The sequence below is a fragment of the Salinisphaera sp. SWV1 genome, assembly GCF_052044155.1.
Lineage (GTDB): Bacteria > Pseudomonadota > Gammaproteobacteria > Nevskiales > Salinisphaeraceae > Salinisphaera.
Genome location: NZ_JBQDYE010000012.1, coordinates 25,426 through 50,969, shown reverse-complemented (window position 1 = coordinate 50,969; position 25,544 = coordinate 25,426). Strand labels below are relative to the sequence as shown.

Sequence of the window (25,544 nt, the reverse complement as noted above, 5' to 3'; positions counted from 1 at the left end):
ATCAGGTTCTCCCCTCGACAAAGACCGGCTCGGCCGATGCATCGGCGACCACCGGCAGCACCATCGCAAACCGCGTCCCTCGACCCGGCGTACTGACGACGAACACATCACCACCGGCCGTGCGCGCAAAATCACGGACCTGGTAGGCCCCGATCCCCATGCCCCGCGTCGACTTCGTGCTCACGAACGGCTGGAACAGAGAATCGCGAATGAAAGCGGCGGTCATCCCTTCGCCGTCATCACTGACCGCGATTTCGATACCACCGTCGCGGAACCGCGTTTCAATCTCAACCTGCCCGTGTTCACCGGTCGCATCCTGGGCATTGCGCACCAGATGCCGCAGCACCATGATCAATCGGTCACGATCCGCATTCACAACGGCCCCGCTCGCCGCCCCCCGCCGGACCGGCGCCGGGGACGTCCCGGCCAGCTCATCGATGAGTTGATCGATGGCGGCGTCGACATCCACGCGCTCGGTGCGATTCTCCGATCGCGACACCTTTTGCAGCTGGTTGAGCACACCCCGCATACGGGTGACCGAGTGCTCGATAGTGGCAATCATGTCATCGACAAAGGCGGGGTTGTGTTTGTGCCGCTCGGCATTCTCCAGCATGAGCGACTGCTGGCCGGCAATGTTTTTCAAATCATGCATGAGAAAGGCCGTCAGTCGGTTGAAGGCCTCGAACTGACGTGCCTGGGTCAACGCGCGGTTGGCTTCCTGGTAATCGAGATACACCCCGATCTGCTGCGCGAACGCCTTGAGCAGATCGATTTCCTCCCAGTTGAGCTCGAACGAGGCCCGCGGCTCGGCCAGCACGAGAAAACCCACCAGCCGGTGCTGGCCCGCAAACAGCGGAATCATCAACCGTGCGCGCTCGAGCGTCATAAACCAGCCGGGCGCCTCGAAACCACCATACTTGTCGGGGTCGCGCCCGAATTCCGCGCGGTCGACCACCCAGGCCGTCTCCCCCAGATAGACGGCCAGCGCCCCGGTCAGGGGTTCGGACACATCCGCCGCGGCCGCCATGTTCCATTCCGCAACACAGGTGAAACGCCCGTCACGCGCGAGCCAGAGGGCGCCCGCCGGACTGTCCACCGGTTGTGCAATCGCCCGGATCGCCCGCTCGTATACGTCGAGATCACCATCGTCACGGCTCAGCCGTCGCGTCAGCGCCAGCCATTGCTCGCGATAATCATAGCGATACTGCAACAGATGCTTGTGTACGAGCACACGGGCATGACCGCGAACCTGACCGGAGAGGAAAAACACCACCAGCAACAACGTGGCGGTCACGGTGAACAGCAGCGCCGTCACTTCGGCCCAACTGCTGTCGAACCGGCGGATATACGTACTGCCGCCGGCCACGACCATCAGATAGGCGCCGGCCACGATCAAGGCGCCGGTGCGAAAGATCACCTGATTGGACACACTGACCCGTGCCGACCACTGGGCGTTACGCGCCGCGGCCAGCCCGATCAACGGCGCGACGAGCGCGTTAACGGCACCGCGTGCGTTCCAGACCGACAATGCGATGCGATGAGCGGCCAGGGCGCCCGAATACATTACGAAGTCGTATGCGAACAACGTGGCGAGCGCCAGACAAAGATACTTCACGGCCCAACGGGCATCCAGATCACTGGCCCGATAGGTCTGTTCGACCAGCACCAGCCCATAAAGACTCATCACGATCGCGCCCACCGTGAACAGCACGCTGTGGCCGGTGGCGATCATTCCGGAGGGGCCGGCCAGACGCCACAACAGGTAGCCCATGATCGAAACGGGCAAGGTGACGGCGATCCCCCGCAGCCAGCGATGGCGCATCGACATCCGGCCGACCGGAACGAGCCAGGCCGCAGTCACCAGCCACAGCCCGGTACGCGCGGTTTCCACGACATCGAGCAGCGGACCACTGATGGTAATCAGCGGCGCCGCGGCCAGGAACGTAAACCAGAAGCCGGTCATCGCGCTGGCCACCAGTAAAAGCCGCGAGGCGCCGTGATGCGCGCGGACCCCGAGCATGATGAAAGCCGTCAATACAAAGAAGGCCACCGCCCCCACGCCGTTGGACAGCAACCACACCTGGGTGATGTCGAGATCGGGAAACATCGCGACGGATCCGATATCAGCCGCGCAGGCGGCCTGAGCCGGCGTTCACCGGCTGCCCTTGCGGAACAGCACGACCTCGATCGTGTTGATCAGGATGAGCAGATCGAGAAACAGGCTGCGATTCTTGACGTAATACAAATCGAGCTGCAGCTTGCCGTTGGCATCCTCATCCGAGGCGCCGTAGGGATATCCCAGCTGGGCCCACCCGGTCACCCCCGGTTTGACGCACTCGCGCACCCGGTAATAAGGCAGGATCGTGACCAGGTGCTGGACGAACTCCGGACGCTCTGGCCTGGGCCCCACCAGGCTCATGTGGCCAAAAAACACATTCCAGAGCTGCGGCAGCTCATCAATGCGTAACTTGCGGATGGTGTGGCCGACCCGTGTGATACGCGGATCGTCCTGCGCAGCCCACTGCGGCCCGGACATGGCCTCGGCGTCGACCCGCATGCTACGAAACTTGTAGATCGGAAATTCCCGGCCGTTGAGCCCGACTCGCGTCTGCCGAAAGAGCACCGGCGCGGTGAGACCGTCTTCGATCTTGATCGCGACCGCAGCCACGACCATGAACGGCCAGAGCACAACAAACAGCACTAGGGACGCCACCAGATCCAGCAACCGCTTGAGCACATGATCGACCGCTCCCTGGCGGAAGCCGCGCGAAAAGATGATCCAACTGGGCTGCAGAAGCTCGGTTTTCACTTTCCCGGTCTGGCGCTCGTAAAACGTGAGCATGTCGACGACGTTGATCCCCGAGACCCGGCATTCGATCAGCGCATCCGACGGAAAATTGTGGCGCCGATCATCCATCGCCACCACGACCTCGTCGATGGCATGGCGACGCGCGTAATCCGAAAGCGTCGTATCGAGCCGACATTGCAGCGTGTCGGTCACCTTGACCGACTCCCCGTCGATGACCGCACAGCCCACGAGATTGAACAACGATTGATCACTGCGACGACGCAGAAAAGCCAGCAATTCGGCCGCGTTGTCACCCGCGCCGTAGAACAACACACGCCACGGTGGCGATCTCTGCGCCACTGTGGCGTGAAAAAGCATCTGCACTACCGCGACACCAATGGCCGAAAGCAGCAGCGACAGGCCGAAAACACCGCGGCCGAGGTAAACACCGGGCAGGATGTAATAAACCACGACGGCGAACACCGCGCCGAAGGCGATAGCCACCAGAACACGAACAAACAAGGCCAGGTAATTATTTTCCCGATGCGGCCGGTATAACCCCATCGCGCTCAGGCACAGCACCATGATCACCCCATAGGCCATGGCCTTGAGCGTCATCATGGGATAGTCAGCAATCACCGGGGCGTCGGCCGTGATGTAGCGAATATTGACCGCAGCGAACACCGAACCGATCAGCAGCAGGAAATGCAGCAGGCCCAGCAACACGAACTTGACATGCACATGGTGATTAAAGATACGCAGCGTATTCATGACTCCCCAAGCATTGAAGGCGCCCCCCTCCTTCGACCGCATCACGCTCGTATAAAGCGCCTCTGCCGACCCACCAGGCGTTGCGTCATACCTGACCGCCCATGAATCGACCGCCGCGCACAGGCCTCGCACGCCCCACGATCGAAGACTTCAACAAAGTCGATACTACCGCAATCGGCATGCGGCGGTGATGGCACGTTAATTATTTCGACGGTTCCGCCCGTAATCCATCCAGTGGGGCTCGCGGGCGCACGGCACTCACTGCCGCGGCACCGCGAGCCGCGCACCGCCTCGCGCAAAAACAACTCAACCCAAAATCAAAACCTTACAAGAAGCACGCCGCGCGCTGGCGCCCATCGGCTCGTACGCACGACTCGCAACCACTTCGGCCCACCGATCAGAAAAGCCAAATCATCTTTATAAATTAAACACTTGCCGACACGTCCCAAATGACAGTTTTTGCGACACCCGTTTCACGCTCGCGACGAAGCGCCCCGCATGCATAGTAGTGCAACAAAAAGCCCCCGGCACCGTCAGGCATCAGGGGCTCACACCATCGCCACTGCCGCACGCGCCATCGCGATCCGATGACGGCGCCCGGCCAGACGTCATTCGCCGGCAGCGCGGGACCGCCGCCGACGCGAGGCAACGCCTACTCCAATCATGGCAACACCCAGGCCAAACATGCCCCAGGTCGCCGGCTCGGGCACATCACGGCGTTCGCGATAGCCCATGATTTCGCCGTGCCGGAAGACATCCGGCCTGTAGTAAGTGGACCCATGAGACAATAAATACCCAGCTCCGTCGGGCGCAGAATCACCCGGCGACGTTGCCAATGCCATGGGCGCCGCACCCAGGCACAAGGCAACAATCGCGGCACGCACCATAAATTGAGTACGGCGAGATTTGCTAGTCATCATGTTTCTCATCGAAAAAACTCCAGTCCGCACACAGGCGCTTTGTTACGGCGCCAGTATAACAAGTTTTTCCGCGCGCCCAGCGCTGCGTTCAACGCCGGGCCGCACCTCCGAACAGCAGGCCTCGGGCGTGTCTGCTTTTCCGACGCCGATGCCCTCTCACGCATGTCGCTTCAGGCTATCCACGATTCGCTCGGCCGCGTATCCATCCCACAATGGGAGCGATACACGGGGCCGATCGCCGCTCATTCGCATCGCGCCCCGCACTGCGTCGAACAGTTCCTCGCCGCACACGAGACGATTGGTACCCTCGCTTAGCGTTATCGGGCGCTCCGTGGTATCCCGAAGCGTCAAGCACGGGATGCCGAGGTACGTGGTTTCTTCCTGCATCCCCCCCGAATCGGTAATCGCGAGCGCAGCCCTCAGAAGCAGATTCATGAAACGCACGTACCCCTGCGGCTCGATCAGCGAGATCCCGGCGCATGCGTCCAGCCGCCGCCAGAGACCATTTTCGACGAGCCGACTCCGGGTACGTGGGTGCACCGGGAAAACGAGCGGCAAGTCAGCACTTATGCGAATGAGGCGATCAACCAGCGTCGCAAGCCTCGCGGGATCATCGACATTCGACGGACGATGCAACGTGACGACCGCGTAATTGCCGGCAGCGAGCCCCAACTCTTCGCAAGTTCGATCTGCCTCGATACGTGAGCGCATCAACTCGAACGTGTCGATCATCACGTTGCCCACGAATTCAACACGTTCTCCGGGAATACCCTCCAACCGAAGATTCTCGTTCGCGTCGACCGAGGGCGTCCACAGCAAATCTGCGACCGCATCCGTCAAGATCCTATTGATCTCTTCCGGCATGCTGCGATCGCCGCTGCGAAGCCCTGCCTCGACGTGGCCGACGCGAACCCCGATTTTGGTGGCGGCAAGAGAGCACGCGAGTGTGGCATTGACGTCGCCCACCACGATGACCCAATCGGGCCGATGTTCAAGGCAAACGCTTTCGTATGCCATGAGCGTGCGCCCGGTCTGCTCGGCATGCGTGCCGCTGCCGATGCCAAGATGGACATCCGGCTCGGGCAGCATGAAGTCCGCAAAAAAGGCAGCCGACATATTGTCGTCGTAATGCTGCCCTGTATGTATTAGCCGAGTGCTACACCAGGACTCACGTGATAACGCGTTAAAAAGCGGCGCCATTTTTATGAAATTCGGCCGCGCGGCGGCGACCAGATCTATACCGAGCTTTGCGACCATGCCTCCCCGCGCTGAATGCAATCAACGATAGAACAAACGGCACACAGTGTACCCTGCCACCATTACCGAGCGGGCGGCACACCAGAGGCGAGGATCCGGACGGTGGCCGGCCGGATCGCGTCGTTCTTCAGCGTGGCACGACCGCGAAATTCGCATAGTTCGCATAATCCGGCTTGACCGAACGATTCGAAAACACGGACCAAGCATCACCTGCCTTCGCAATCCCACTATTCGCAGCTGCTGCAAGCGCAATCTGCAGATTGGATGGGAATCCGGTGGGTGAACTGGAATAACCATCCATCTCGCTGATTTTCTGCGTGCTAGTCGAAGAACTCATCGCGTTCACCATCTCTTGCGAGTTGCACTTAAGGCCATAGAGCTGTGGATAGGTCGCCTTATAGACCTGCGACAGGGTTGAGTATTGAGGTGCGCTCGCCGAATCTCGCACCTGGAAAGCGTAACCCGACGCTTCAAGCCAGCAGAACCCATCAGTCGATCCAGACGGGCCGGATGTCATCAACCCGACCTGAAACTTCGCCATCCAGCCAAGCAACTGACCGGCATTCGGCACGCCCTGCACCGCCGCATGACCAACCGACCAGGTAAAAAAATCCTGCTGCCATGGCGCTATGCCCACCTTGGCCGCACCATTAAGCGTATAGATGATTGCGTTTCCCCCGTCCAATACGTGCAGAGGGTGTGAGGCGGCATTATCAACGTAAGTTTTGATATAGTCATTGATAATGTAATCGATTTGATGAGTGAAATAGCTTTTCAAAGGATCGCCATCCGGCGTAGCAAATGCTGCATCAGCAATGGTCCGCAGTGTCCATGCCTGCCCGCGGACCTGCGGGTTCGCCACAATCAACCGGCCTTTGTCGTAATCACGATATGCTGGATTGGACCAGAGCTCATCGTAACTCGCTTCGAACTGCATTTCTTCCAGGTAATAAAAATCTCCGGTTACTAAATAAGGCACGTAACCAATTGAGGGCTCATGAGCAATATCAAACGTATAGGGACTTGAGCAATCTCCGCCACATGCAGGTAACAGATCGCTCTGGTACTGACCGCCCGCCTGCCGGGCGTAACTCAGAGCCGCGATAGTGACGTAGGGATGGTTGGTAATAGTCAGCGGTCGACCGGTGACGGGATCTCGATAGTGGAACCCATAGCTCCCTACGGCGTCATCGTTTGCCACCATCCAGTTAAACGCGCGCCGATCACCTGAGACAACGAAAGCGCTCGTCCAGCGCGGCAACGGCCCGATAGCGGGCTGCGCCCCCGTCGTCCCCATATAAGGCGTTTGGTCCGCGTGGGTCATGGGCGCGGCACTTTGCGTAACACTATTAAGGAAACTGCTGGTAGGCGTAACGGCCGCGTATTTCGATATCGCGCCGGACTTCTGTAAATAAGCCACATCCGGTTTCACATACATCGACGGATTACCCTGGCTCCATAACACGTGGTGCCAGCGCGCCTGTGTGTAATGCGTGATGCCAGTGGCGGAATAATTCGAACTACCGACGTTAAGCACGGCGTCGTACGTCTCGTTCGAGGGCGACACATTGTAGGCTTGGTCATTTTCAATGACCGAGTCGACACGAACGTTACCGATGCTCCCGTCAGCGGCCCGATACGCCCGCACGTTGAAGAAAACACGCAGCCGAGGCGCCGTGGCGTTGCCGCTGGTCAATGTGGCCGGCACAATCCACTCGCTTGCGAGGCCGCCCGCCAACCAGCGCTTGCAGCTTCGCTGCCCCCACGCGGGGCAGGTTCCGCTCTGGGCGATCTGCTCAAGTGCGTTGCGCGCATTCGCCGTATAGGTCGTACCGCCGAGCGTGATCCGGACGTTTGCCGTGAAGTTGGTGCCCAGCAGATCACCAAGCGACACAGTACCCAGCCCCAGGCCCGCGTTGTGGGCCACCGCATACAACTGCAGCGTGGTCGCCTTGCCGCTGGCCGGCGCCGGAAGTTGCACCGTGACAACACTGTGTCGAACAGACCCGTCTGCCCAAGTCGCCTTGCGATCCACCTGGGTCGGTAGCATCTTGCCGTTGACGGCGGCCACCACATGCTGACTGGCGCCCACGTCACCTTTCGCGAACACCTGGCCAAAGGTCACGTCCACGGTACTGGCAGAGTTGCCACTGCCGTAATTCTGCACACTGACATCCGTGATATGACGCGCCGCGCCGCTGGGCAGGCTGGATGAACTGCTCGACAGGCTTCCCGAGTTGCCTCCGCCCGCCGGCTGACTGCTCGTGCTGCCCCCGCTGCCGCCAGAGCCTCCGCCGCAGCCCACCAGGACAGCCGCTACAGTGACGCAAATGAACATGATTGTCAGGCGATTGGCCATAGAAACCGGACCTCTAAAGAGGATTCCGTCGCCAGTGCGAACCCCACGGCACACTGCGGAATCTTGAATCATCAAAATTCGCTGCCTGCATTCGTCCAGCGGCAGCCCAGCCGTCCTGGCACGTCTGAGCGTGCTTTAGATCCGTGGCTTTGCGTCACCGTCTTTCGACGGCTTTGCCTTTATCCCAGAAACGAGCCAAACAATGTATTGCCGCACAACCCATGCACAACGCAGCCAGGCCGGACCGCCTGAGCCCGAGCGGCTCTCGCGGCGCCGTTGGCGCGTCCTGCCGGGATAGCAACCCGCATACGACTCGGCCTGCCGTTCTTCAGGCTCCGTGAAAACCCGGACGTACTTTCCCCAGGTCGGCGAACAGTACGCAAGCGGAATGTGCAAGTCCACTATTATGAATTCATGAAAACACGTCGAGAACGCGGTGCGCGCCGCGCAGCGCTACGGTCTCCGGGCGATCCTCAAATGGCGGCGGCTAATCCCGCCACTCCGGTCTCGCCCGGTTTGCAAGACATGACAAGCCGTTATCGTGTCTTGTTTGCCCAATTGGTTAACACACGCGTGCGGCGTCTCGGCGGGCCCGCTTCGGCACGGTCCTGGACCCTGGCAATACGAAGGTCGAGGATTACACGATCGTCAGAAAGTCGATAGTCGCGCGCGATGCGAGGTTGCGGGCCGGGCGGTGAACAAGGCCCGAGGTGCCCCTTCGCGTGGCGCCCTGCATCGATGGCCCGGGCGCACCGTCCGGCGTTGCCGGGTATGCCCGCGGAATAATCCCGATCGGCGCCGTTCTCCCGGATTGGGTACGGCGACGGGCACTGATAGCGCCCATGAAAACGCCGAATGACGGCCGTGGAAATGGCTGGCGTGGCAGGCTACGTGCCATGGACAGATGGAAATCGGCTCGCCCTACCGCCACGCACGAATGAACGATCCAGGCATCTCTGCCTGGATCGGCCAGGACCTCTGGCGGCCCTGGCCCGATCGAATCCCCCTGGAATCAGCTCGCCTCGAGCGCTCGATATTCCCCGTGCGTCTCGGTCAACAGACTGACCACGACGATTGCGATCCACGCCACGATGAAGCCCGGAATGATTTCATAGACCCCCGGTCCGCCAAGGAAGCTGCCGTCCCAGCCCATCGATATCCAGAAGATCACGGTTACCGCGCCGGCCACCAGGCCCGCGACCGCGCCGCTTCCCGACATCCGTCGCCACGTGAGCGAGAGAATCATCAACGGCCCGAATGCGGCGCCGAAGCCCGCCCAGGCGTGGCTGACGAGCCCGAGAACCTGCGAATTCGGGTTACGCGCAATGAATGCCGCGACGACACCCACCAGCAGCACGCTGAGCCGCCCGATGAGCACGCTTTCGCGCTCGCTGGCCTCCTTGCGCAGAAACAGCCGATAAAAGTCCTCGGTAAGCGAAGAGGACGACACCAGCAACTGGCTGGAGATCGTGCTCATGATCGCCGCCAGCAGCGCCGCATACAGGAAACCCGTGATCAGCGGATTGAACAGCAGGCGCGCCAGGATGATGAAGATGGTCTCCGGGTCGTTCACGGTTAACCCATTACGCATGGCGTACGCGCGGCCGAATATACCCAGGCTGATGGCACCGGCCAGCGAGATGAACATCCAGGTCATGCCGATGTTGCGCGCCTTGGGCACTTCGGCCACCGACCGGACCGCCATGAAGCGCACGATGATGTGCGGCTGACCGAAATAGCCCAAACCCCACGTCACCGCCGAGAAGAACCCGATGATCGTCAGCCCGTGCGTCCAGGAAAGGAAATTCGGCCCGGCCCCCGCCAGCGTTTGCGACGCCTGGGCGTAACCGCCACCACCGCTACCGAACAGCACGACGATAGGCATCAACACCAGAGCCACCATCATGATGCAGCCCTGGACGAAATCGGTAAGACTCACGGCCAGAAAGCCGCCGACCACGGTATAGGTCAGCACGATGATCAAGGTCAGCCAGACGCCGACATCGTATTCGCTGAGCGAGCCGATATGGATAAGCCCGCCGAATGCACTGGTGAACAGCTTGCCACCTGCGACCAACCCCGAGGCCGTGTACACCGCGAAAAACACGACGATGATGATCGCCGACACCGTGCGTAGCGCCATCGCTTTGCTTGGAAAGCGGTTCGCCAAAAACTCAGGGATAGTCAAGCTGTTATCGTACCGTTCTGTCTGCTCGCGCAGACGCGGCGCCACCACGATCCAGTTGACGAACGCGCCGACGAACAGGCCGATGCCGATCCATGCCTGAACCAGGCCCGCCACATAAAGCGCGCCGGGCAGCCCCAGAAGCAGCCATCCACTCATGTCCGATGCGCCGGCGGACAGCGCGGCCACCGCCGGACTGAGATTTCGCCCGCCGAGCATGTAACCTTCGGACGAATCCGTTGCTTTCCGCCAGGCATAGAACCCTATGCCCAGCATCAAGAGAAAATAAAGGATCAAGCTGATCCATACACCAATTGCCATGATGCCCCCGTGTTCGGATCGAGTAATTAGCCTTACAACTTTACCGGTAATTGCACGAATGACCAGTGCAACAATAGGTTGACGATCCGCCACCAGGCTTGTCGCCGTTCGCGCAAACGCCTCGGGCCGCGGTTTTCGGTTTACACGCCGGCCCGCCTTCGACCTTAGTCGCGCATGCGACCCAACCGGCCCAGCGTCCCTTCAATCGCGCACGACACGATACGGGTTTCGGTCCACGCTTGCATGCCGCTTCGGGTCAACGTGTGGCGGATAAGGGGGAGCCGCGCGATTCCACGTCGACCGAGGTGACTTGGCATGCAGCCGCTGGTGGTCGGGCAGGCCGTGACGACAGACCGTAGCGGCCCGGCCGCATGTGAACCGCATCGAACGAACCTTAAAAAACGGCCCGCCGAGGCGGGCCGTTGTCCGGGATTACTACGAGGCCGGCCAGGCCGGCGCTGTCATCATCACAAGGACATTCAGACGTCGCGCTTCTGAATCCGACGAGCGGCGAAACCGATCATCAGCAGGCCGGCGCCAAACATGGCAATCGAAGAGGGTTCCGGGACCGGACGAACCGACTCGACGGTCGCCACGTAGTCCTGGTAGTCGCCGTCGGTGCCATCTTCCCAGCCCAACAGATACTCGCCAGCAGTCGCAGTGCCGCTGCCGTCCGCCGCGTAACCCACCATTCGGGCCTCACCGCCCTTATTCAGGGTGCTATCCGAATAATAGGTCTTTCCGCCTATGGTGAGAAAATACCCGAATATGCCGGTACCGAAATCAACATCATCGCTGGTATACAGCCTTTTCTGCGTGCGTGCGTTTTCGATGTATGAATAAAAAACACCACTCCTGGAGTAATTCAGGTAGCCCTTAGTGTTTATGTCCTGATTCGCGCCGTTCTGAGTGCCTCCGCCGAGCAAGTTCAACTTTTTCGACGGATCCGTCATGCTATAGACGCCGAAAGTGGCATCCTTGAAGTTCTTCGTATATGTCGCTTCAAGCACGCTGACACTGGTGCCGGTGCCACCAATCTGCCAATGACCATTGTTCACCTGAGGCGAACCGGCGTTCAGACCAGAAAACAGTCCTTTGCCGTCCAGGCCGGTGCCATAGTCCGAGCTGTTGGCGATGTCATATAGCGACGGCTCGCTACCGCTCGTATTGACGTCGATCTGGTTGGCGAAGGCGGTGCCGGTGAAAGCCAGGGCGGCAATCACGACAGCCGAACCATAAAATTTATTCATCATCTTCAGCTTTCCCGTGTCGGGATGAGTGGACCACCGAAAATCGCTCGGCTGCGTCGCAGTAAGCAATGTGTATGCCATCTATTTTATCTTTTAATTTCAATAGTTTTTGCATTTAATGCATGGCGCACATTCGCTGTTGGCAACTTTTCCGACAGGCCGACCCATCGGCCAGTGAATGACCGACATGGGATCTTGCCGCCCGGAACGTTTTCGATTCAGGCGACACCGGACGGCGGCGCCAAACCGCGCCACCCCGGGCGCGGCACAACGCGCCCCATTCGGTCGGTTTAAGGCCCCGAAGGCCGGACTTTGGGTGCAAGACACGGCGCGGGGCGCCCCGTGTAACGGAGGCGCCTGGACATGTGCCGCGCCCAATCCGACAAGAACGCGTGCGAGGTGCGTCCATGTGGAACGGCAACCCGCCATCGCCTGTCAGGTTTTCCGACGGGAACGGCTTTCAGATACGCCCCGGGCCAGGCCGACATGCATCCCGGGCCCAACGTCCGATGCCGCCGTTCGGGGCGATCCGGTGGGCGCATAAGCGCAAGATCCTTGATGGGCGGGCCACACGATACTGCCGTCGATACGGTTCGCCGCTGCCCTGCCACCATCACCGCCGCTCACCAATGCCTGGAAACCACGGGACGACGAGCCGTCCCTGGGCAATGCGGTGAGTGACGGCAACGCCGCGGGGCGTGAGCAGGCGCCGAGATAAGGCGATGTACTGGCGTTGCAGGACTCGCGCACGGGGTAACGTCGATACGCGCCGCGCTTTGTTCCGGTTCATCGAGTCGGCGGCAGCGCGGCGTACGCCTGTTGATGTTGATGGATAGCGCGCGCCTGCTTTAGCACGATGTGCTGATCACTTCTTTCAGCAGTTGCACCGTCCGGCCGAGCGCGCCGCGGTGTATGGTCACGGCCGCCGCGAGGCGTTGCCGCGCGGCTTGCCGCGCGTCCGAGTCCTCCAGCCAACCGGCGGTGATGTCGGCCACGTCGCAAAAGTCCCGAGCGATCGCGGCGCCGCCGGCTTCGATCATCGGCGCCATCGCATCGCGCCACTCGGCCACATGGGGGCCGGTTGTGAACACACAGCCCACGGCCGCGGGCTCGATCACATTATGACCGCCGACACCGGGCACCAGGCTGCCACCGACGAACGCCACATCCGCCAGCGCATAGAGCATTTCCAGCTCGCCGATGGTGTCGACCAGCACGATATCCGTCCGATCATCGACGGGGTCGCGGCGGCTGCGGCGCGCGTACTGCCATCCAGCGCGCGCCAGCAGACCCGCCACCGCTTCGAAACGTTGCGGATGGCGCGGCGCCATCACCGCCAGGGCCTTCGGGTGTCGCGCCCTGAGCAAAGCGAAGGTTTCAAGTAACTGCGCTTCTTCGCTGTCATGCGTACTGGCCGCCAGCCAGACAGGCCGCGACGCGGCCTGCCATGTCTGCCGCAGTTCACGCGCCTCCGCTTCGGCATGCGGGCGTTGTCGACGATCGTATTTCAGGTTGCCCGTCACCTCGACGACCCGCGCGGGCGCGCCTGCTGCAATGAATCGCTCGGCATGAACCCTGTCGGCAGCGGCGATTCGGGCAAAACGCGTCAGCATGAAGGTCGCGGCCCGCGATACAGGCCAACGCCGATACCGCCGCGCCGAGCGTGCCGACAGGCTCGCATTGACCAGAACGAGCGGCACCCCCGCGCGCCCGGCGGCGGATACGAGATTGGGCCAGAGCTCCGTCTCGGCCAGAATTCCCGCCGCCGGGCCGATGCGACGCAGGAACCGGCGCGTGGCGCCGGGCGTGTCGAGCGGCAGATAACAAAGCGCGACACGGCCGCCAAGGCGCCGCGCGGCCTCGGCCCGCCCGGTCGGTGTAAACGTGGTCAACACCATACGATGATCGGGGTAGCATTCGATGAGTGCCTCGATCAGGGGAGTGACCAGGATCACTTCCCCCACGGACGCGGCGTGCACCCACAACGCGGGGCCGTCGACCGGGTCCAAGAAGCCGAGCCGTTCGCGCCAATGGTCGCGATAGGCCGGCTCGCGGCGACCGCGCCAGGCGAAGTAGCCGAATGCCACGGGCAGGACGAGCCGGGTCAGACCGGAATAGAGCCAGCGCCAGATCACGTTGCGCCTCGGCGGCGTCCACCGGCCTCACCCGGCGTCAGCATGGCAAGGCGTGGCCGGCGGGGCGGCAGGACGCCGTCAACTATCGTCGTCGGCGCGTAGCCGCGCCACGATCGCCGTGGTCGAAAAGCCGGGCACGAATTCGAGCGTACGCACCTCGCCGCCCGCTTCGAGAACACAGGCACCACCCGCAATCCCGGAGACCTCATAATCGCCCCCCTTGACCAGCACATCCGGCAGCAGTCGGCAGATGAGCCGTTCCGGCGTGTCCTCGGCGAAGGGCACCACCCAGTCGACGGCCGCCAGCCCGCGCAGGACCTGCATGCGGTGCGATAGATCATTGAGCGGCCGGCCCGCCCCCTTCAGGCGCGCGACCGAGGCGTCGTCGTTGACCGCGACGACCAGCCAGTCGCCGAGCGCCCGCGCCGCCTCCAGATAAGCGATATGCCCGGGATGCAGGAGATCGAAACAGCCGTTGGTCATCACGATCCGCTCACCGTGCGCATGCGCCTGCACGAACCACTCGGCCAGCGTGTCCTCGTCGACCACGCCGCGGTCGCTGGTGCGTTGCGCGCGCGCGGCCTGACGCAGTTCCGCCGGACTGACCGTCGCCGTGCCCAGCTTGCCCACCACGATGCCCGCGGCCAGATTGGCCACCGCGGCCGCGTCCGACAAACTCAGGCCGGCGCCGAGACCGGCCGCCACCATGGCGATCACCGTGTCCCCCGCGCCGGTGACGTCGAACACCTCACGCGCGCGCGCGGGCAGATGCAGATCGCCATCGGCGGCGAACAGGTTCATGCCCTTTTCGCTGCGCGTGATCAACAACGCCTCGAGATCCAGCGTGCGGCGTGTATCCGCGGCGTGCGTCGTCAGCCAGCGTTCGGTATCCATGCCCATCTCGCGCGCGCCCCGGCCGACATGGGCCTCGAACTCGGCCGCGTTCGGCGTGATGAGATTGGCGCCGGCATAGCGCTGCCAGTCGCGCCCCTTCGGGTCGACCAGCACCGGCACGCCCGCGTCCCGGGCCAGACGGATGATCTCGGCCACATCAGCCAGCGTTCCCTTGCCGTAATCGGAACAGATCAGCACATCCGTGGCCGCCAGCGCGGCGCGGACCCGGGCCAGCAAAGCCGCGCGGTCGAAAGCGCCGTCGAGTGCGAACGAGCGCTCGAAGTCCAGCCGGATGAGCTGCTGATTGCGGCTGACGATGCGCAGCTTGGCGATGGTCGGGTGACCGGGGCTGTCGACCAGGCTATCCACGATCCCGGCCTCGCTCAGCAGGCCGCGCGTGGCCGCGCCCGGCTCGTCTTCACCGACGACGCCGATCAGATGCGTCCGTGCCCCGACCCGCGCCAGGTTGAGCGCGACGTTGGCCGCGCCGCCCAGACGACGCTCCTCGTCGCCGATACGCACGACCGGCACGGGCGCCTCGGGCGAAATACGCCCAGTGTCGCCGTACCAGTAGCGGTCGAGCATGATATCGCCGACAACCAGAACGCGGCTGTCGGTAAACGACGGGATCCGATCCATCCGGGGTTTATTCGCGGGCCTGTTTCGAGCATGATACAAAGCCGGTTGCAGGCTGTGTAGCGCGCCGCGCCGATGCGACCCGACAATGGCAGCCGGCAGCGCACGCCGGCCCGCGTAGGCTGAATGGCAGTTTCCAACCTCCAACACAACGACGAGCCGCGTCTGATCGCCCCGCGTTTCTGGCCCAGCTGGCTCCTGATGGGCCTCGGGTGGCTGCTCAGCCAGCTCCCGTACCGGATCCAGATGGGGCTCGGCGCCGGACTCGGGCGGCTCGCCGCGCATATCGTGCCCGGGCGCCGGCGCGTGGCCGACATCAACCTCAGGCTATGCTATCCGGACTTGTCGGATACCGAACGCCACGAGCTGCTCGACGCGCATTTCCGCTCGGTCGGCCAGGGCGCGCTCGAGACCGGAATCTGCTGGTGGGGCAGCCAGGCCAAGGTCGACGGTCTGGCCCATGTCGAAGGCCTGCATCATCTGGAGGATGCCGCCACCCGCGGTCGCGGCATTATTCTGCTGTCGGCGCATACCACATCGCTGGAACTCGGGGTGCGCATGGCGCAGCCCTACCTGGCCGAGCTGGGGTTCCGGACCACGGCCATGTACAAGCCGCCGCGGGATCCCGTGGTCGAACGCGTGATGCGCCGGCGACGCGAAGCCCATATCGGCGGCGCCGGCATCGCGGACAACGACGTGGTGGCCCTGCTTGCGGCGCTGCGCCGCGGCGACGCCGTCTGGTACGCCGGCGACCAGAAAGCCGGCCAACGGCTCAGCGCGGTGGTGGATTTCTTTGGCCAGCCGGCCCGTACCCATGTGGCGGTCAGTCGCATGGCGGCAATGACCCGGGCGACCGTCGTTCCGTTTTTCACCCTGCGGCGCGCCGACGGCGCGGGCTATCGGCTGATCATCAAACCGCCGCTGACCGATTTTCCGGGCCCGGACGAAGCCGCCGATGCGCGCCGGATGAATGCGATTATCGAATCGGTCGTCAATGAGGATCCGGCGCAGTATTTCTGGTTACACCAGCGCTTCAAACGCGACGGTTACGACCCCTACAAACCGCCGAAGGCGACGCGATAGCCCGTCCGCAACGCCTGCCAATCCGCTTCGCCGAAATGAAAGCGCGTCCCGCGAGCGGCGAACTTGTCGAGAGAACGGCGCAGGCGTGCCAGGTTGGCCTGGCGCCAGCTGCCCGCCCCGCGAAAGCGCGCGCGGTCGAAATCGATCAGATAAATTCGGTCGTTACCGGCCGTCAGAATATTGCGCGCGTTCAGATCCGCATGCCACACCCCGGCACGATGCAGCGCCGCGATCTCGCCGCCCAGGGTGTGCCAACCCGCCGCCGGCATGGGCGTGCGCCCGAGCCTGTCGGCCAGCGGCTCGGTGTTCGGCAGGGCCCATGTGATCAAGTCCGCACCGTAGCCCAGGCCGGCCCGGTACACGGCGCGCGCCGCCACCGGCTTCGGCACCGGCAGGCCCCGCTCGTACAACGCCGCCAATAGCCGAAACTCCCGCACCGGGCGTGTTTGCATATCCCCGGTCCAGAGGTAGCGATCCGGATTGAGGTGCGCCAGCAGACCGCCGCGTCGATAATGCCGCAGCACCCAGACCGCCTCGTTCATGGCGCGAAAAAAATAAGCCGCTCCACGGCCCGCCGCACTGGACAACAGGGCGTCGCGCGCGCGCAGGGCTTCCGGGTCGAACCAGTCGGCGCCCGGCGGCTGTCGGCCGAAAACCCGGCCATCCCATATCGCAATGCCGCCGCCATGCCTGGCGCTGGCCGTATCGACAGTATCCCGGCCACTCAACCGGCGATCTCCTGGCCCGTCGCGACAGCCGCGCCCGGACGGAACACGCCAAGCCGGGGGCATAACGAAAACCGCGCCAGGCGACTGCAAGCATGGGGCAAGCACGGGTTGAAGCGGCTGGGGTACATTAAATACTGTCTCGGGCGCTTGTTGCGGCAGTCGCGGGCGGCGAGCGACATGCGGCTATGTCCGGTACATGGCCAGCCAGTCGAGATAGCGCGGCACGCCCTGCTCCACCGACATGAACGCGTTCGGATAGCCGGCGGCCTGCAACGCCCCCATGTCGGCTTCGGTAAAGCTCTGATAGTGCCCGAGCAACGACTGCGGGAACTGGATATAGCGTTTCTCGCCCCGGCCATGCCAGGCGATCACGGCGTCCGCGACCTCATTGAAGGTCTGGGACCGGCCGGTGCCGCAATTGAAAATACCCGAGACCTGCGGGTGATCGAACAGCCAGAGATTGACCGCAACGACGTCATCGACATGAATGAAGTCGCGCCGCTGCTCACCGTCGCCATAGCCATCCGAGCCGGCGAACAGACGGCATTCGCCGTCTTCGACGATCTGGCTGGAAAAATGCCGGGCGACGCTCGCCATGCGGCCCTTGTGCCCTTCGCGCGGGCCATAGACATTGAAGTAGCGCAGACCCACCACCTGCGAATGTCTCGTCTTGGCCCGGGCCCGCACATACTGGTCGAAAGCGAACTTGGAGAACGCATACATGTTGAGCGGGTCCTCGGCCTCGCGGCGCTCGACGAAATCCGGGCCCATGCCATAGACCGACGCCGACGAGGCATACAAAAACGGGACGCGATGCTGGGCGCACCAGGCGTGCAGCGTCTTCGAATAGGTGAAGTTGCGCGCCATGACGTAGCGGCCGTCCCATTCGGTCGTATCCGAACAGGCGCCCTGATGAAACACGGCATCGACGCCCCGGGGCATGTCGTCGGCGGCCATGCGGCGCTCGAGTTCGTCGTATTCCAGATAATCCGAGAAATCGAGATCGGCCAGGTTGAGGCATTTGTGGCCGTCGGTCAGGTCGTCGACCACCAGGATGTCGCGGATGCCGCGGGCATTGAGCCCGGCGACGATGTTGCTGCCGATGAATCCGGCCGCCCCGGTGACAATGATCATTTCGATGAACTCCCTTGCGACAAACCTGCCACGTCCGCCCCGATCTCCGCGTGTCGGCAGCCATCGCGCCCGGCCATGGCCACGGCAGTATAACCGGCCACCCGCGGGCGCCGGGCGGCGGTACGACGCGCGGCGCGATCCGGCCGGCGCACGGGCGCGGCACCGCCATGGCGACAGCGTACGCACCGCCCGTCGGCGCGATCAACTCGTTGCGCCAGGGCGTGTTGCCGTCGATATCGCCGGCGTGTGACGTGCGGGCGCCATCGTCGGCCCGCCCCTGCTTCGACTCACGCGGGCGCGCCGGGGACATCGGTCGAATCATTCGACGTGCCGGCCGGGCGATCTATCCAGTGTGCCCATAGATCGGCCACGGCCTGACGCTCCGCTTCACGCCGGCTGCCCCGGTCGATCATGGCGCGCTGACCTTGCAAGGCGGCGGCATGCACCACGCGCCGGTAATCGCGATAGGCACGGGTCATCGTGCGGATATCCGCGTAACGGGCGCGCTGGGCCGACTCCATGGTCTCCAGAATACGGATGGCGTCGGTAAAGATGAGCAGTTCCGGACAATCGTGACCGTAGGCCAGAGCCGCGTACTGCGCCATGAATTCGATGTCGATGAGACCGCCCGGCATCTGCTTGACATCCCAACGCCGGTCGGTGGTCTCGTCCTTCACCCGGCGCATCCGTTGCCGCATCGAACGCACTTCGGCGGCCAGCCGGGCCGGATCGCGCTCGGTGGCCAGCAGTTCGCGGCGCAGGCCCGCAAAGCGCGCCCCCAGGCCGGGGGCACCGGCCACCGGCCGCGCCCGGACCAGCGCCTGGTGCTCCCAGGTCCAGGCCTGCTCGCGCTGGTAACGAGCGAATGCCTGGATATGCGTAACCATGAGCCCGGCGTTGCCCGAGGGCCGCAGCCGCATATCGATCTCGTAGGCCCGCCCGGCCGGGGTCGCGGTGGACAGGATATGAATCAGTCGCTGCGCCAGGCGGGTGAAAAAGACCTGATGCGTCAGCTCGCGCCGCCCGCCCTGTGTCGACGCTTCCGATGGGCTGTCGTAGACGAACACCAGATCGAGATCCGAGGTATAACCCAGCTCCAGCCCGCCGAGCTTGCCGTACGCGATCACCGCGAACGGCGCGCGCCGGCCGTCTTCCAGGCGCGGCTCACCGTAGCGATCGCTCATCTGGTCCCAGGCCATGCCGAGCGCGACCTCGAGCACGACCTCGGCCAGCGCGGTGAGATGATCGGAGACGATCATCAGCGGCATGGCGTTGGTGACGTCGGCCGCGGCGATGCGCAGCATGGCCTTCTGGGTGAACCGTCGCAGCGCATTCATGCGCTGGTCCAGATCCAGCACATCGAATGCCGACAGATCGTCGGCCAGCTCGGCCTCCAGTTCGGACCGGCGCGGGGGATGGTAAAGCTGGCGCGGGTCGAGAAAAGAGTCGAGCAGCGCGGGCTGTTCGGCGATGCGCTGGGTGATCCATTCGCTGGCCCCGCACAACCGCATCAACGTCGACAGGGCCGCCGGGTACTCCACCAGCAAGGCGATGTAGTTGCTGCGCCCGACGATCTCGCTGATCACCGACAACGTCCGCAGCACCGAACGCTCGGGGTCGTCGGTGTTCGCCGACGCCGCGATCACTGCCGGAATCAGTTCGCCGAGCCAGCGCCGCCCGCGCGCCTCGAGAATGCGATACCGGCGCTGGTCCTGGAGATCCACAAGCGCCTGGCGTACCGCCGCGGTATCCTCGATGCCGTAGCGTTCGAGCAGATCGTCGGCCTCGGCCGCGGACAGCGTCTGCTGCCAGAGCGCTTCGAGCGCGGCATGCTCCCGATCGCTGGCGCCGGCTGTTTCCTTGGAATCGGGACTGGCGAAGACCTGCTCGAACAAGGCGTGGACCTCGCGGCGCACGCGTTCGGTTTCGGCGGCCAGGGTGTCGCCGTCGGCCATTGCCATGGCACGCGCCAGTCGATCGCGCTCGCCGGCATCCGCCGGAAATTCGTGCGTCTGGCGATCGTCCACCATCTGCAGCCGGTTTTCCAGCCGCCGGAGGAACACATAGCCGGCATCCAGCCGCTCGGCCGTTGCGGCCGCCAGATGGCCGCTCTCGGCCAGCCGGGCCAGCGTCGGGCGCAGCCGATTGTCCTGCAGCTCGGGCTCCTGGCCGCCCCGGACCAGCTGAAAGACCTGGGCCAGGAACTCGATCTCGCGAATGCCGCCGTAGCCGAGTTTCACGTCTGCCTGCGAGTCGCGCCGCGCCACCTGGCGATCGATCATCGCCTTCATCTCGCGGATCGACTCGAACGCGCCGTAGTCGAGATAGCGCCGATAAACGAACGGCCGCAGCGTCGCGATCAACCGCTGCCCGCCTTCGATGTCGCCCGCTACCGGCCGGGCCTTGATCCAGGCATAGCGCTCCCACTCGCGCCCATGCGCCTGGTAATACTGCTCCATCGCCCCGACCGAGCCGACCAGCGCACCGGCGTCGCCGAACGGGCGCAATCGCGTGTCCACCCGATAGACAAACCCGTCCGCCGTCGTTTCGGACAACAGTTTGACCATGCGCTGGGCCACGCGCCGGAAGTAACCGGCCGCATCGAGATCGGCATCGATCTCGATGCCGCGCGACTCATCGAACGCGAGAATCAGATCGATATCGGAGGAAAAATTGAGTTCGCGCCCGCCGAGTTTTCCCATGCCGATCACGATGAGCCGGACCGCCCCGCCCTGCCGATTGCGCAGCGCGCCGAAACGCTCGGCGACTTCGGCCTCGGCCTGACGCAAGGCGTATTCGATACATTGGTCCGCCAGCGCGGACAGATCCGCGAGCACGCGGTCCAGACCGTCGATTGCGGCCAGGTCCCGCCAGGCGATCGCCACCAGAAACGCATTGCGGGCCCCGCGCAACGCGGCGCCGGGGTCGACATCGCCGCACTCGCGGACCCAGCGCGCGACATCAATCTCGAGCGCTGTGGCCGAGTCGGCCATGGCCGCGACCACCCAATCCGGCGATGTTTCCAGGCAATGGCGATACCAGCGCGCCACGAAATCGCTCGCCGCGCATGGATCGATCGGGGCGTGTTGCGGCACGGCCAATGGCGCTTTTCCTCGGAACGGCGTGGTGGGCATGCCGTCGATTCTGTCTCATTCGGCGCGCCGAACTCCAGTCCAGCTCACCATCGGCCGGGCCGGCTGACTCACGACTATGGCGCACGCCCCATGGATACCAGGGTATGGCCCGGGCCGAGCGGGGCGCCTTGTCCCGGCATAGCTCGACTGGTTTCGGGCGCCCATCGCCGGGGCGCCGCGTGCGGCGACAGTCGGGCCGGACGCGATCAAGGCCTATTCCCCCAAGCCCAAAAAAAAGCCCCGCACGGGGCGGGGCTCTTCAAGGCTCGCATCAGGCGAGACAGGCGACTACATCATGCCGCCCATACCGCCCATGCCACCCATGCCGCCCATGTCGGCGCCACCCTTGTCGTCGTCCTCCGGGACGTCGGCCACGGTGGCCTCGGTGGTCAGCAACAGGCTGGCGATGGAGGCCGCGTTCTGCAGCGCGGTACGGCTGACCTTGGTCGGGTCGAGAATACCCATTTCGACCATGTCACCGTATTCGCCGGTGGCCGCGTTGTAGCCGTAGTTGCCTTCGTGGGAAAGCACTTCGTTGACCACGACCGACGGCTCGCCGCCGCTGTTGAACACGATCTGGCGCAGCGGCTCTTCGACCGCACGACGCAGCAGACGGATGCCCGCGTCCTGGTCGTCGTTGGCGCCCTTGACGGCTTCGATGGCCTTGAGCGTACGCAGCAGGGCCACACCGCCACCGGGCACGATGCCTTCTTCGACCGCCGCACGGGTGGCGTGCAGGGCGTCTTCGACACGCGCCTTCTTCTCTTTCATCTCGACTTCGGTCGCCGCGCCGACCTTGATCAGCGCCACGCCGCCGGCGAGCTTGGCCACGCGTTCCTGCAGCTTCTCCTTGTCGTAGTCCGAGGAGGAGTCCTCGATCTGCGCACGGATCTGTTTGATGCGGCCCTCGATGTCGTCGTTGGAACCCTTGCCATCGATGATGGTGGTGTTTTCCTTCGAGATCTGGACCTTGTTGGCCTCGCCGAGGTGATCCAGGGTGGCGTTTTCCAGGGTCATGCCGATGTCTTCGGAGATGACCTGGCCGCCGGTCAGGATCGCCATGTCTTCCAGCATCGCCTTGCGACGGTCACCGAAGCCGGGCGCCTTGACGGCGGCGACCTTCACGATGCCACGCATGTTGTTCACCACCAGCGTCGCCAGGGCTTCGCCCTCGACGTCTTCGGAGACGATCACCAGCGGGCGATTGGCCTTGGCCACGTTCTCCAGCAGCGGCAGCATGTCGCGGATGTTGGAGATCTTCTTGTCGAACAGCAGGATGTAGGGGTTATCCAGCTCGGCCGTCATCGTCTGGTTGTCGGTGACGAAGTACGGCGACAGGTAACCGCGATCGAACTGCATGCCCTCGACCACGTCGAGTTCGTTGAACAGGCTGGAGCCTTCTTCAACGGTGATCACGCCTTCCTTGCCGACCTTGTTCATCGCGTCGGCGATGATCTTGCCGATTTCCTCGTCGGAGTTGGCCGAGATCGAGCCGACCTGCGCGATCGCTTTTTCGTCGTCGCACGGCTTGGACAGCTTGGCCAGCTCGGCGACGGCCGCGTCGACGGCCTTGTCGATGCCGCGCTTGAGATCCATCGGGTTCATGCCCGCGGAAACGGCCTTCACACCTTCGCGCACGATGGCCTGGGCCAGAACCGTGGCGGTCGTGGTGCCGTCGCCGGCGACGTCGGAGGTCTTGGAAGCAACTTCCTTGACCATCTGCACGCCCATGTTCTCGAACTTGTCCTCAAGTTCGATTTCCTTGGCGACGGAGACGCCGTCCTTGGTAATCGTGGGCGCGCCGAAGCTCTTGTCGAGCACCACGTTGCGGCCCTTCGGACCCAACGTGACCTTCACCGCGTTGGCCAGGGTGTTGACACCGCGGACCAGACGCTGACGTGCGTCTTCGCCGAAACGTACTTCCTTAGCAGCCATTGCTCGTTATCCTTGATTCGTTGATTGGTGGTTGACTAATGGATGCGCCAAACGGGCTGTTAACCCAGCACCGCCAGGATGTCGTCCTCGCGCATCACGACGACTTCGTCGCCGTCGACCTTGATCTCGGTACCCGAGAACTTGCCGAACATCACCGTGTCGCCGACCTTGACTTCAGGCTTGCGGACTTCGCCGTTGTCCAGCGGCTTGCCATTGCCGACCGCGATCACTTCGCCGCGCTGCGGCTTCTCGGCCGCGGAATCGGGAATGACGATGCCCCCGGCCGTCTTCTGCTCTTCTTCGATCCGCTTGATTACGATGCGGTCATGTAGAGGACGGATATTCATGCCACCCTTCTCCTCGAAACTGTGAAGGTTGTTGATAAAAAGCCCGACGGCTCATTGCCGCCACCCAGACTGCCGATTGGCAATCTTGATCACCGCAATTGATGCGGCCTCGCGGCCCCCTTTCAAGAGCAGGCGCACAAATTTTTAACCCGCACCGCCGCCGATCCGAAAGTGAAACGTCATCTTGTCGGAATTGAACTGAGGCAGTATCGTGCGATACGAGTCAAGTCATGCCGAGTGTTCTCGGCGATCCCGGAGGTTCCATGGCCGAATCCACAATGCGTCGCGTCGCCATCGTCGGCAGCGCCCGGATCCCGTTCTGTCGTTCCAACACCGCGTATTCGCATCAGTCGAACCAGGACCTGCTGACGGCGGCCTTCAAGGCGCTGTCGGAGAAGTATCGCCTGGCCGGCGAGCTTATCGGCGAGGTCGCGGCCGGCGCGGTGCTCAAGCACTCGAGCGATTTCAACCTCACGCGCGAAGCGGTGCTCGGCACCGACCTGGATCCGCACACCCCGGCTTTCGACGTCCAGCAAGCCTGCGGCACCAGCCTGGAAACAACGATCCTGCTTGCCAACAAGATCGCCATGGGCCAGATCGAGTCCGGCATCGCCGGCGGCACCGACACCACGTCGGACGCCCCGATTGCGGTCAACGAGGCGCTGCGCAGGATTCTGCTCGATATCAATCGCGCAAAGTCCGGCGGTGAGCGAGCCAAGCTGCTCGCCAAACTTCGGCCACGTCATCTCGTACCGAACCTGCCGGGCGTGTCCGAGCCGCGCACCGGCATGTCGATGGGCGAGCACTGCGAGCTGATGGCCAAGGAATGGAAGATCTCGCGCCGCGCCCAGGACGAGTTGGCACTCGCCAGCCACAAGAATGCCGCGCAGGCGTATGTGGATGGCTTCTACGACGATCTGGTGTTCCCGTATCTGGGCGTGGAGCGCGACAACAACCTGCGCCCGGATTCGAGCATGGAGAAACTGTCCAAGCTACGGCCGTCGTTCGACAAGGCCAACGGCACGCTGACCGCCGGCAATTCCACACCGCTGACCGACGGCGCATCCAGCGTGCTGCTGGCGAGTGAAGACTGGGCCCGGGAACGCGCGCTGCCGATCCTGGCCTACTTCACGCCCTACGCGCGCACCGCCGCAGTCGACTACGTGGACGGCGGCGAAGGGCTGCTGATGGCGCCGACCTATGCCGTGCCCGAAATGCTCGACGCAGCGGGCCTGACGCTGCAGGACTTCGACTTCTACGAGATTCACGAAGCCTTCGCCGCCCAGGTGCTGTGCACGCTCAAGGCATGGGAGTCGAAGAAATACTGCAGCGAGCGTCTCGGCCGCGACGCGCCGCTGGGCTCGATCGATATGTCGAAACTCAACGTGAAGGGCTCCTCGCTCGGGCTGGGTCATCCGTTCGCGGCCACGGGCGGGCGCATCGTGGCCACCCTGGCCAAGATCCTGGACGAAGCCGGTTCGGGACGCGGGCTCATTTCCATCTGTGCCGCCGGCGGCCAGGGCGTGACCGCGATTCTGGAAAAACCGTAGTACCGCCCTGGACAGGGCACGGGCATCGGGCCGGCGGCGCTGGCCTGATGCCCGTTTTGTCTTTAGCCTTCCCGGCATCACCCAGCGCCTGATGCCCTATGACCCGTCGTATTCGTC

At 63.5% G+C, this 25,544-nt stretch carries 16 protein-coding genes and 1 riboswitch; of the genes, 2 read left to right on the top strand and 14 right to left on the bottom strand.

Annotated features, from left to right (window positions below):
• Position 1: 1 nt before the first annotated feature.
• The 9 genes from prsK to hldE form a co-directional block, all read right to left on the bottom strand.
• Complete coding sequence (gene prsK, locus ACS8YF_RS07900; protein ID WP_440849672.1) at positions 2–2,107, bottom strand: XrtA/PEP-CTERM system histidine kinase PrsK; 2,106 nt, start codon at positions 2,105–2,107, stop codon at positions 2–4.
• 45 nt (positions 2,108–2,152) lie between these two features.
• Positions 2,153–3,559 carry a TIGR03013 family XrtA/PEP-CTERM system glycosyltransferase gene (locus ACS8YF_RS07895; RefSeq protein WP_440849671.1) on the bottom strand — a complete coding sequence of 469 codons (1,407 nt, stop codon included), beginning with the start codon at positions 3,557–3,559 and terminating at the stop codon, positions 2,153–2,155.
• A gap of 608 nt (positions 3,560–4,167) precedes the next feature.
• Positions 4,168–4,293 (bottom strand): PEP-CTERM sorting domain-containing protein, encoded by a 126-nt coding sequence (locus ACS8YF_RS07890; protein ID WP_440849714.1) that lies wholly within the window; start codon positions 4,291–4,293, stop codon positions 4,168–4,170.
• 342 nt (positions 4,294–4,635) lie between these two features.
• Entirely contained in the window at positions 4,636–5,736 is a 1,101-nt protein-coding gene (gene wecB, locus ACS8YF_RS07885) for a non-hydrolyzing UDP-N-acetylglucosamine 2-epimerase (RefSeq protein WP_440849670.1), read from the bottom strand.
• Between the two features lie 127 nt (positions 5,737–5,863).
• On the bottom strand, positions 5,864–8,095 hold the full coding sequence (locus tag ACS8YF_RS07880) for a hypothetical protein (protein ID WP_440849669.1): 2,232 nt from the start codon (positions 8,093–8,095) through the stop codon (positions 5,864–5,866).
• A gap of 97 nt (positions 8,096–8,192) precedes the next feature.
• Positions 8,193–8,283, bottom strand: a riboswitch (cyclic di-GMP riboswitch).
• A gap of 824 nt (positions 8,284–9,107) precedes the next feature.
• A complete protein-coding gene (gene putP, locus ACS8YF_RS07875; RefSeq protein WP_440849668.1) occupies positions 9,108–10,601 on the bottom strand; it encodes a sodium/proline symporter PutP in 1,494 nt (497 codons plus the stop codon).
• Between the two features lie 479 nt (positions 10,602–11,080).
• Positions 11,081–11,932 (bottom strand): PEP-CTERM sorting domain-containing protein, encoded by an 852-nt coding sequence (locus ACS8YF_RS07870; protein ID WP_440849667.1) that lies wholly within the window; start codon positions 11,930–11,932, stop codon positions 11,081–11,083.
• Positions 11,933–12,699: 767 nt separating this feature from the next.
• Positions 12,700–13,986, bottom strand: coding sequence for a 3-deoxy-D-manno-octulosonic acid transferase (locus ACS8YF_RS07865; RefSeq protein ID WP_440849666.1), 1,287 nt, complete (start codon positions 13,984–13,986; stop codon positions 12,700–12,702).
• Between the two features lie 78 nt (positions 13,987–14,064).
• Positions 14,065–15,519: a bifunctional D-glycero-beta-D-manno-heptose-7-phosphate kinase/D-glycero-beta-D-manno-heptose 1-phosphate adenylyltransferase HldE gene (gene hldE / locus ACS8YF_RS07860; protein WP_440849665.1), complete on the bottom strand. Its 1,455-nt coding sequence runs from the start codon at positions 15,517–15,519 to the stop codon at positions 14,065–14,067.
• A gap of 123 nt (positions 15,520–15,642) precedes the next feature.
• On the opposite strand from hldE, the gene ACS8YF_RS07855 reads away from it, so the two are divergent.
• Positions 15,643–16,599 carry a lysophospholipid acyltransferase family protein gene (locus tag ACS8YF_RS07855; protein WP_440849664.1) on the top strand — a complete coding sequence of 319 codons (957 nt, stop codon included), beginning with the start codon at positions 15,643–15,645 and terminating at the stop codon, positions 16,597–16,599.
• Here the strand turns inward: ACS8YF_RS07855 and ACS8YF_RS07850 are convergent.
• From ACS8YF_RS07850 to groES, 5 genes are all read right to left on the bottom strand, one after another.
• The gene (locus ACS8YF_RS07850; protein ID WP_440849663.1) at positions 16,572–17,327 is read right to left on the bottom strand and encodes a 3-deoxy-D-manno-octulosonic acid kinase; all 756 of its coding nucleotides are present in this window, start codon (positions 17,325–17,327) and stop codon (positions 16,572–16,574) included. The genes ACS8YF_RS07855 and ACS8YF_RS07850 overlap by 28 nt on opposite strands.
• A gap of 183 nt (positions 17,328–17,510) precedes the next feature.
• Positions 17,511–18,461 (bottom strand): ADP-glyceromanno-heptose 6-epimerase, encoded by a 951-nt coding sequence (gene rfaD, locus ACS8YF_RS07845; protein ID WP_440849662.1) that lies wholly within the window; start codon positions 18,459–18,461, stop codon positions 17,511–17,513.
• Positions 18,462–18,748: 287 nt separating this feature from the next.
• Entirely contained in the window at positions 18,749–21,556 is a 2,808-nt protein-coding gene (glnE, locus tag ACS8YF_RS07840; RefSeq protein ID WP_440849713.1) for a bifunctional [glutamate--ammonia ligase]-adenylyl-L-tyrosine phosphorylase/[glutamate--ammonia-ligase] adenylyltransferase, read from the bottom strand.
• Positions 21,557–21,883: 327 nt separating this feature from the next.
• The gene (groL, locus tag ACS8YF_RS07835; protein ID WP_440849661.1) at positions 21,884–23,530 is read right to left on the bottom strand and encodes a chaperonin GroEL; all 1,647 of its coding nucleotides are present in this window, start codon (positions 23,528–23,530) and stop codon (positions 21,884–21,886) included.
• Between the two features lie 59 nt (positions 23,531–23,589).
• A complete protein-coding gene (groES, locus tag ACS8YF_RS07830) occupies positions 23,590–23,877 on the bottom strand; it encodes a co-chaperone GroES (RefSeq protein WP_440849660.1) in 288 nt (95 codons plus the stop codon).
• A gap of 263 nt (positions 23,878–24,140) precedes the next feature.
• Between groES and ACS8YF_RS07825 the strand changes: the two genes are divergently transcribed.
• A complete protein-coding gene (locus ACS8YF_RS07825; RefSeq protein ID WP_440849659.1) occupies positions 24,141–25,427 on the top strand; it encodes an acetyl-CoA C-acetyltransferase in 1,287 nt (428 codons plus the stop codon).
• The last annotated feature ends 117 nt before the right edge of the window (positions 25,428–25,544 follow it).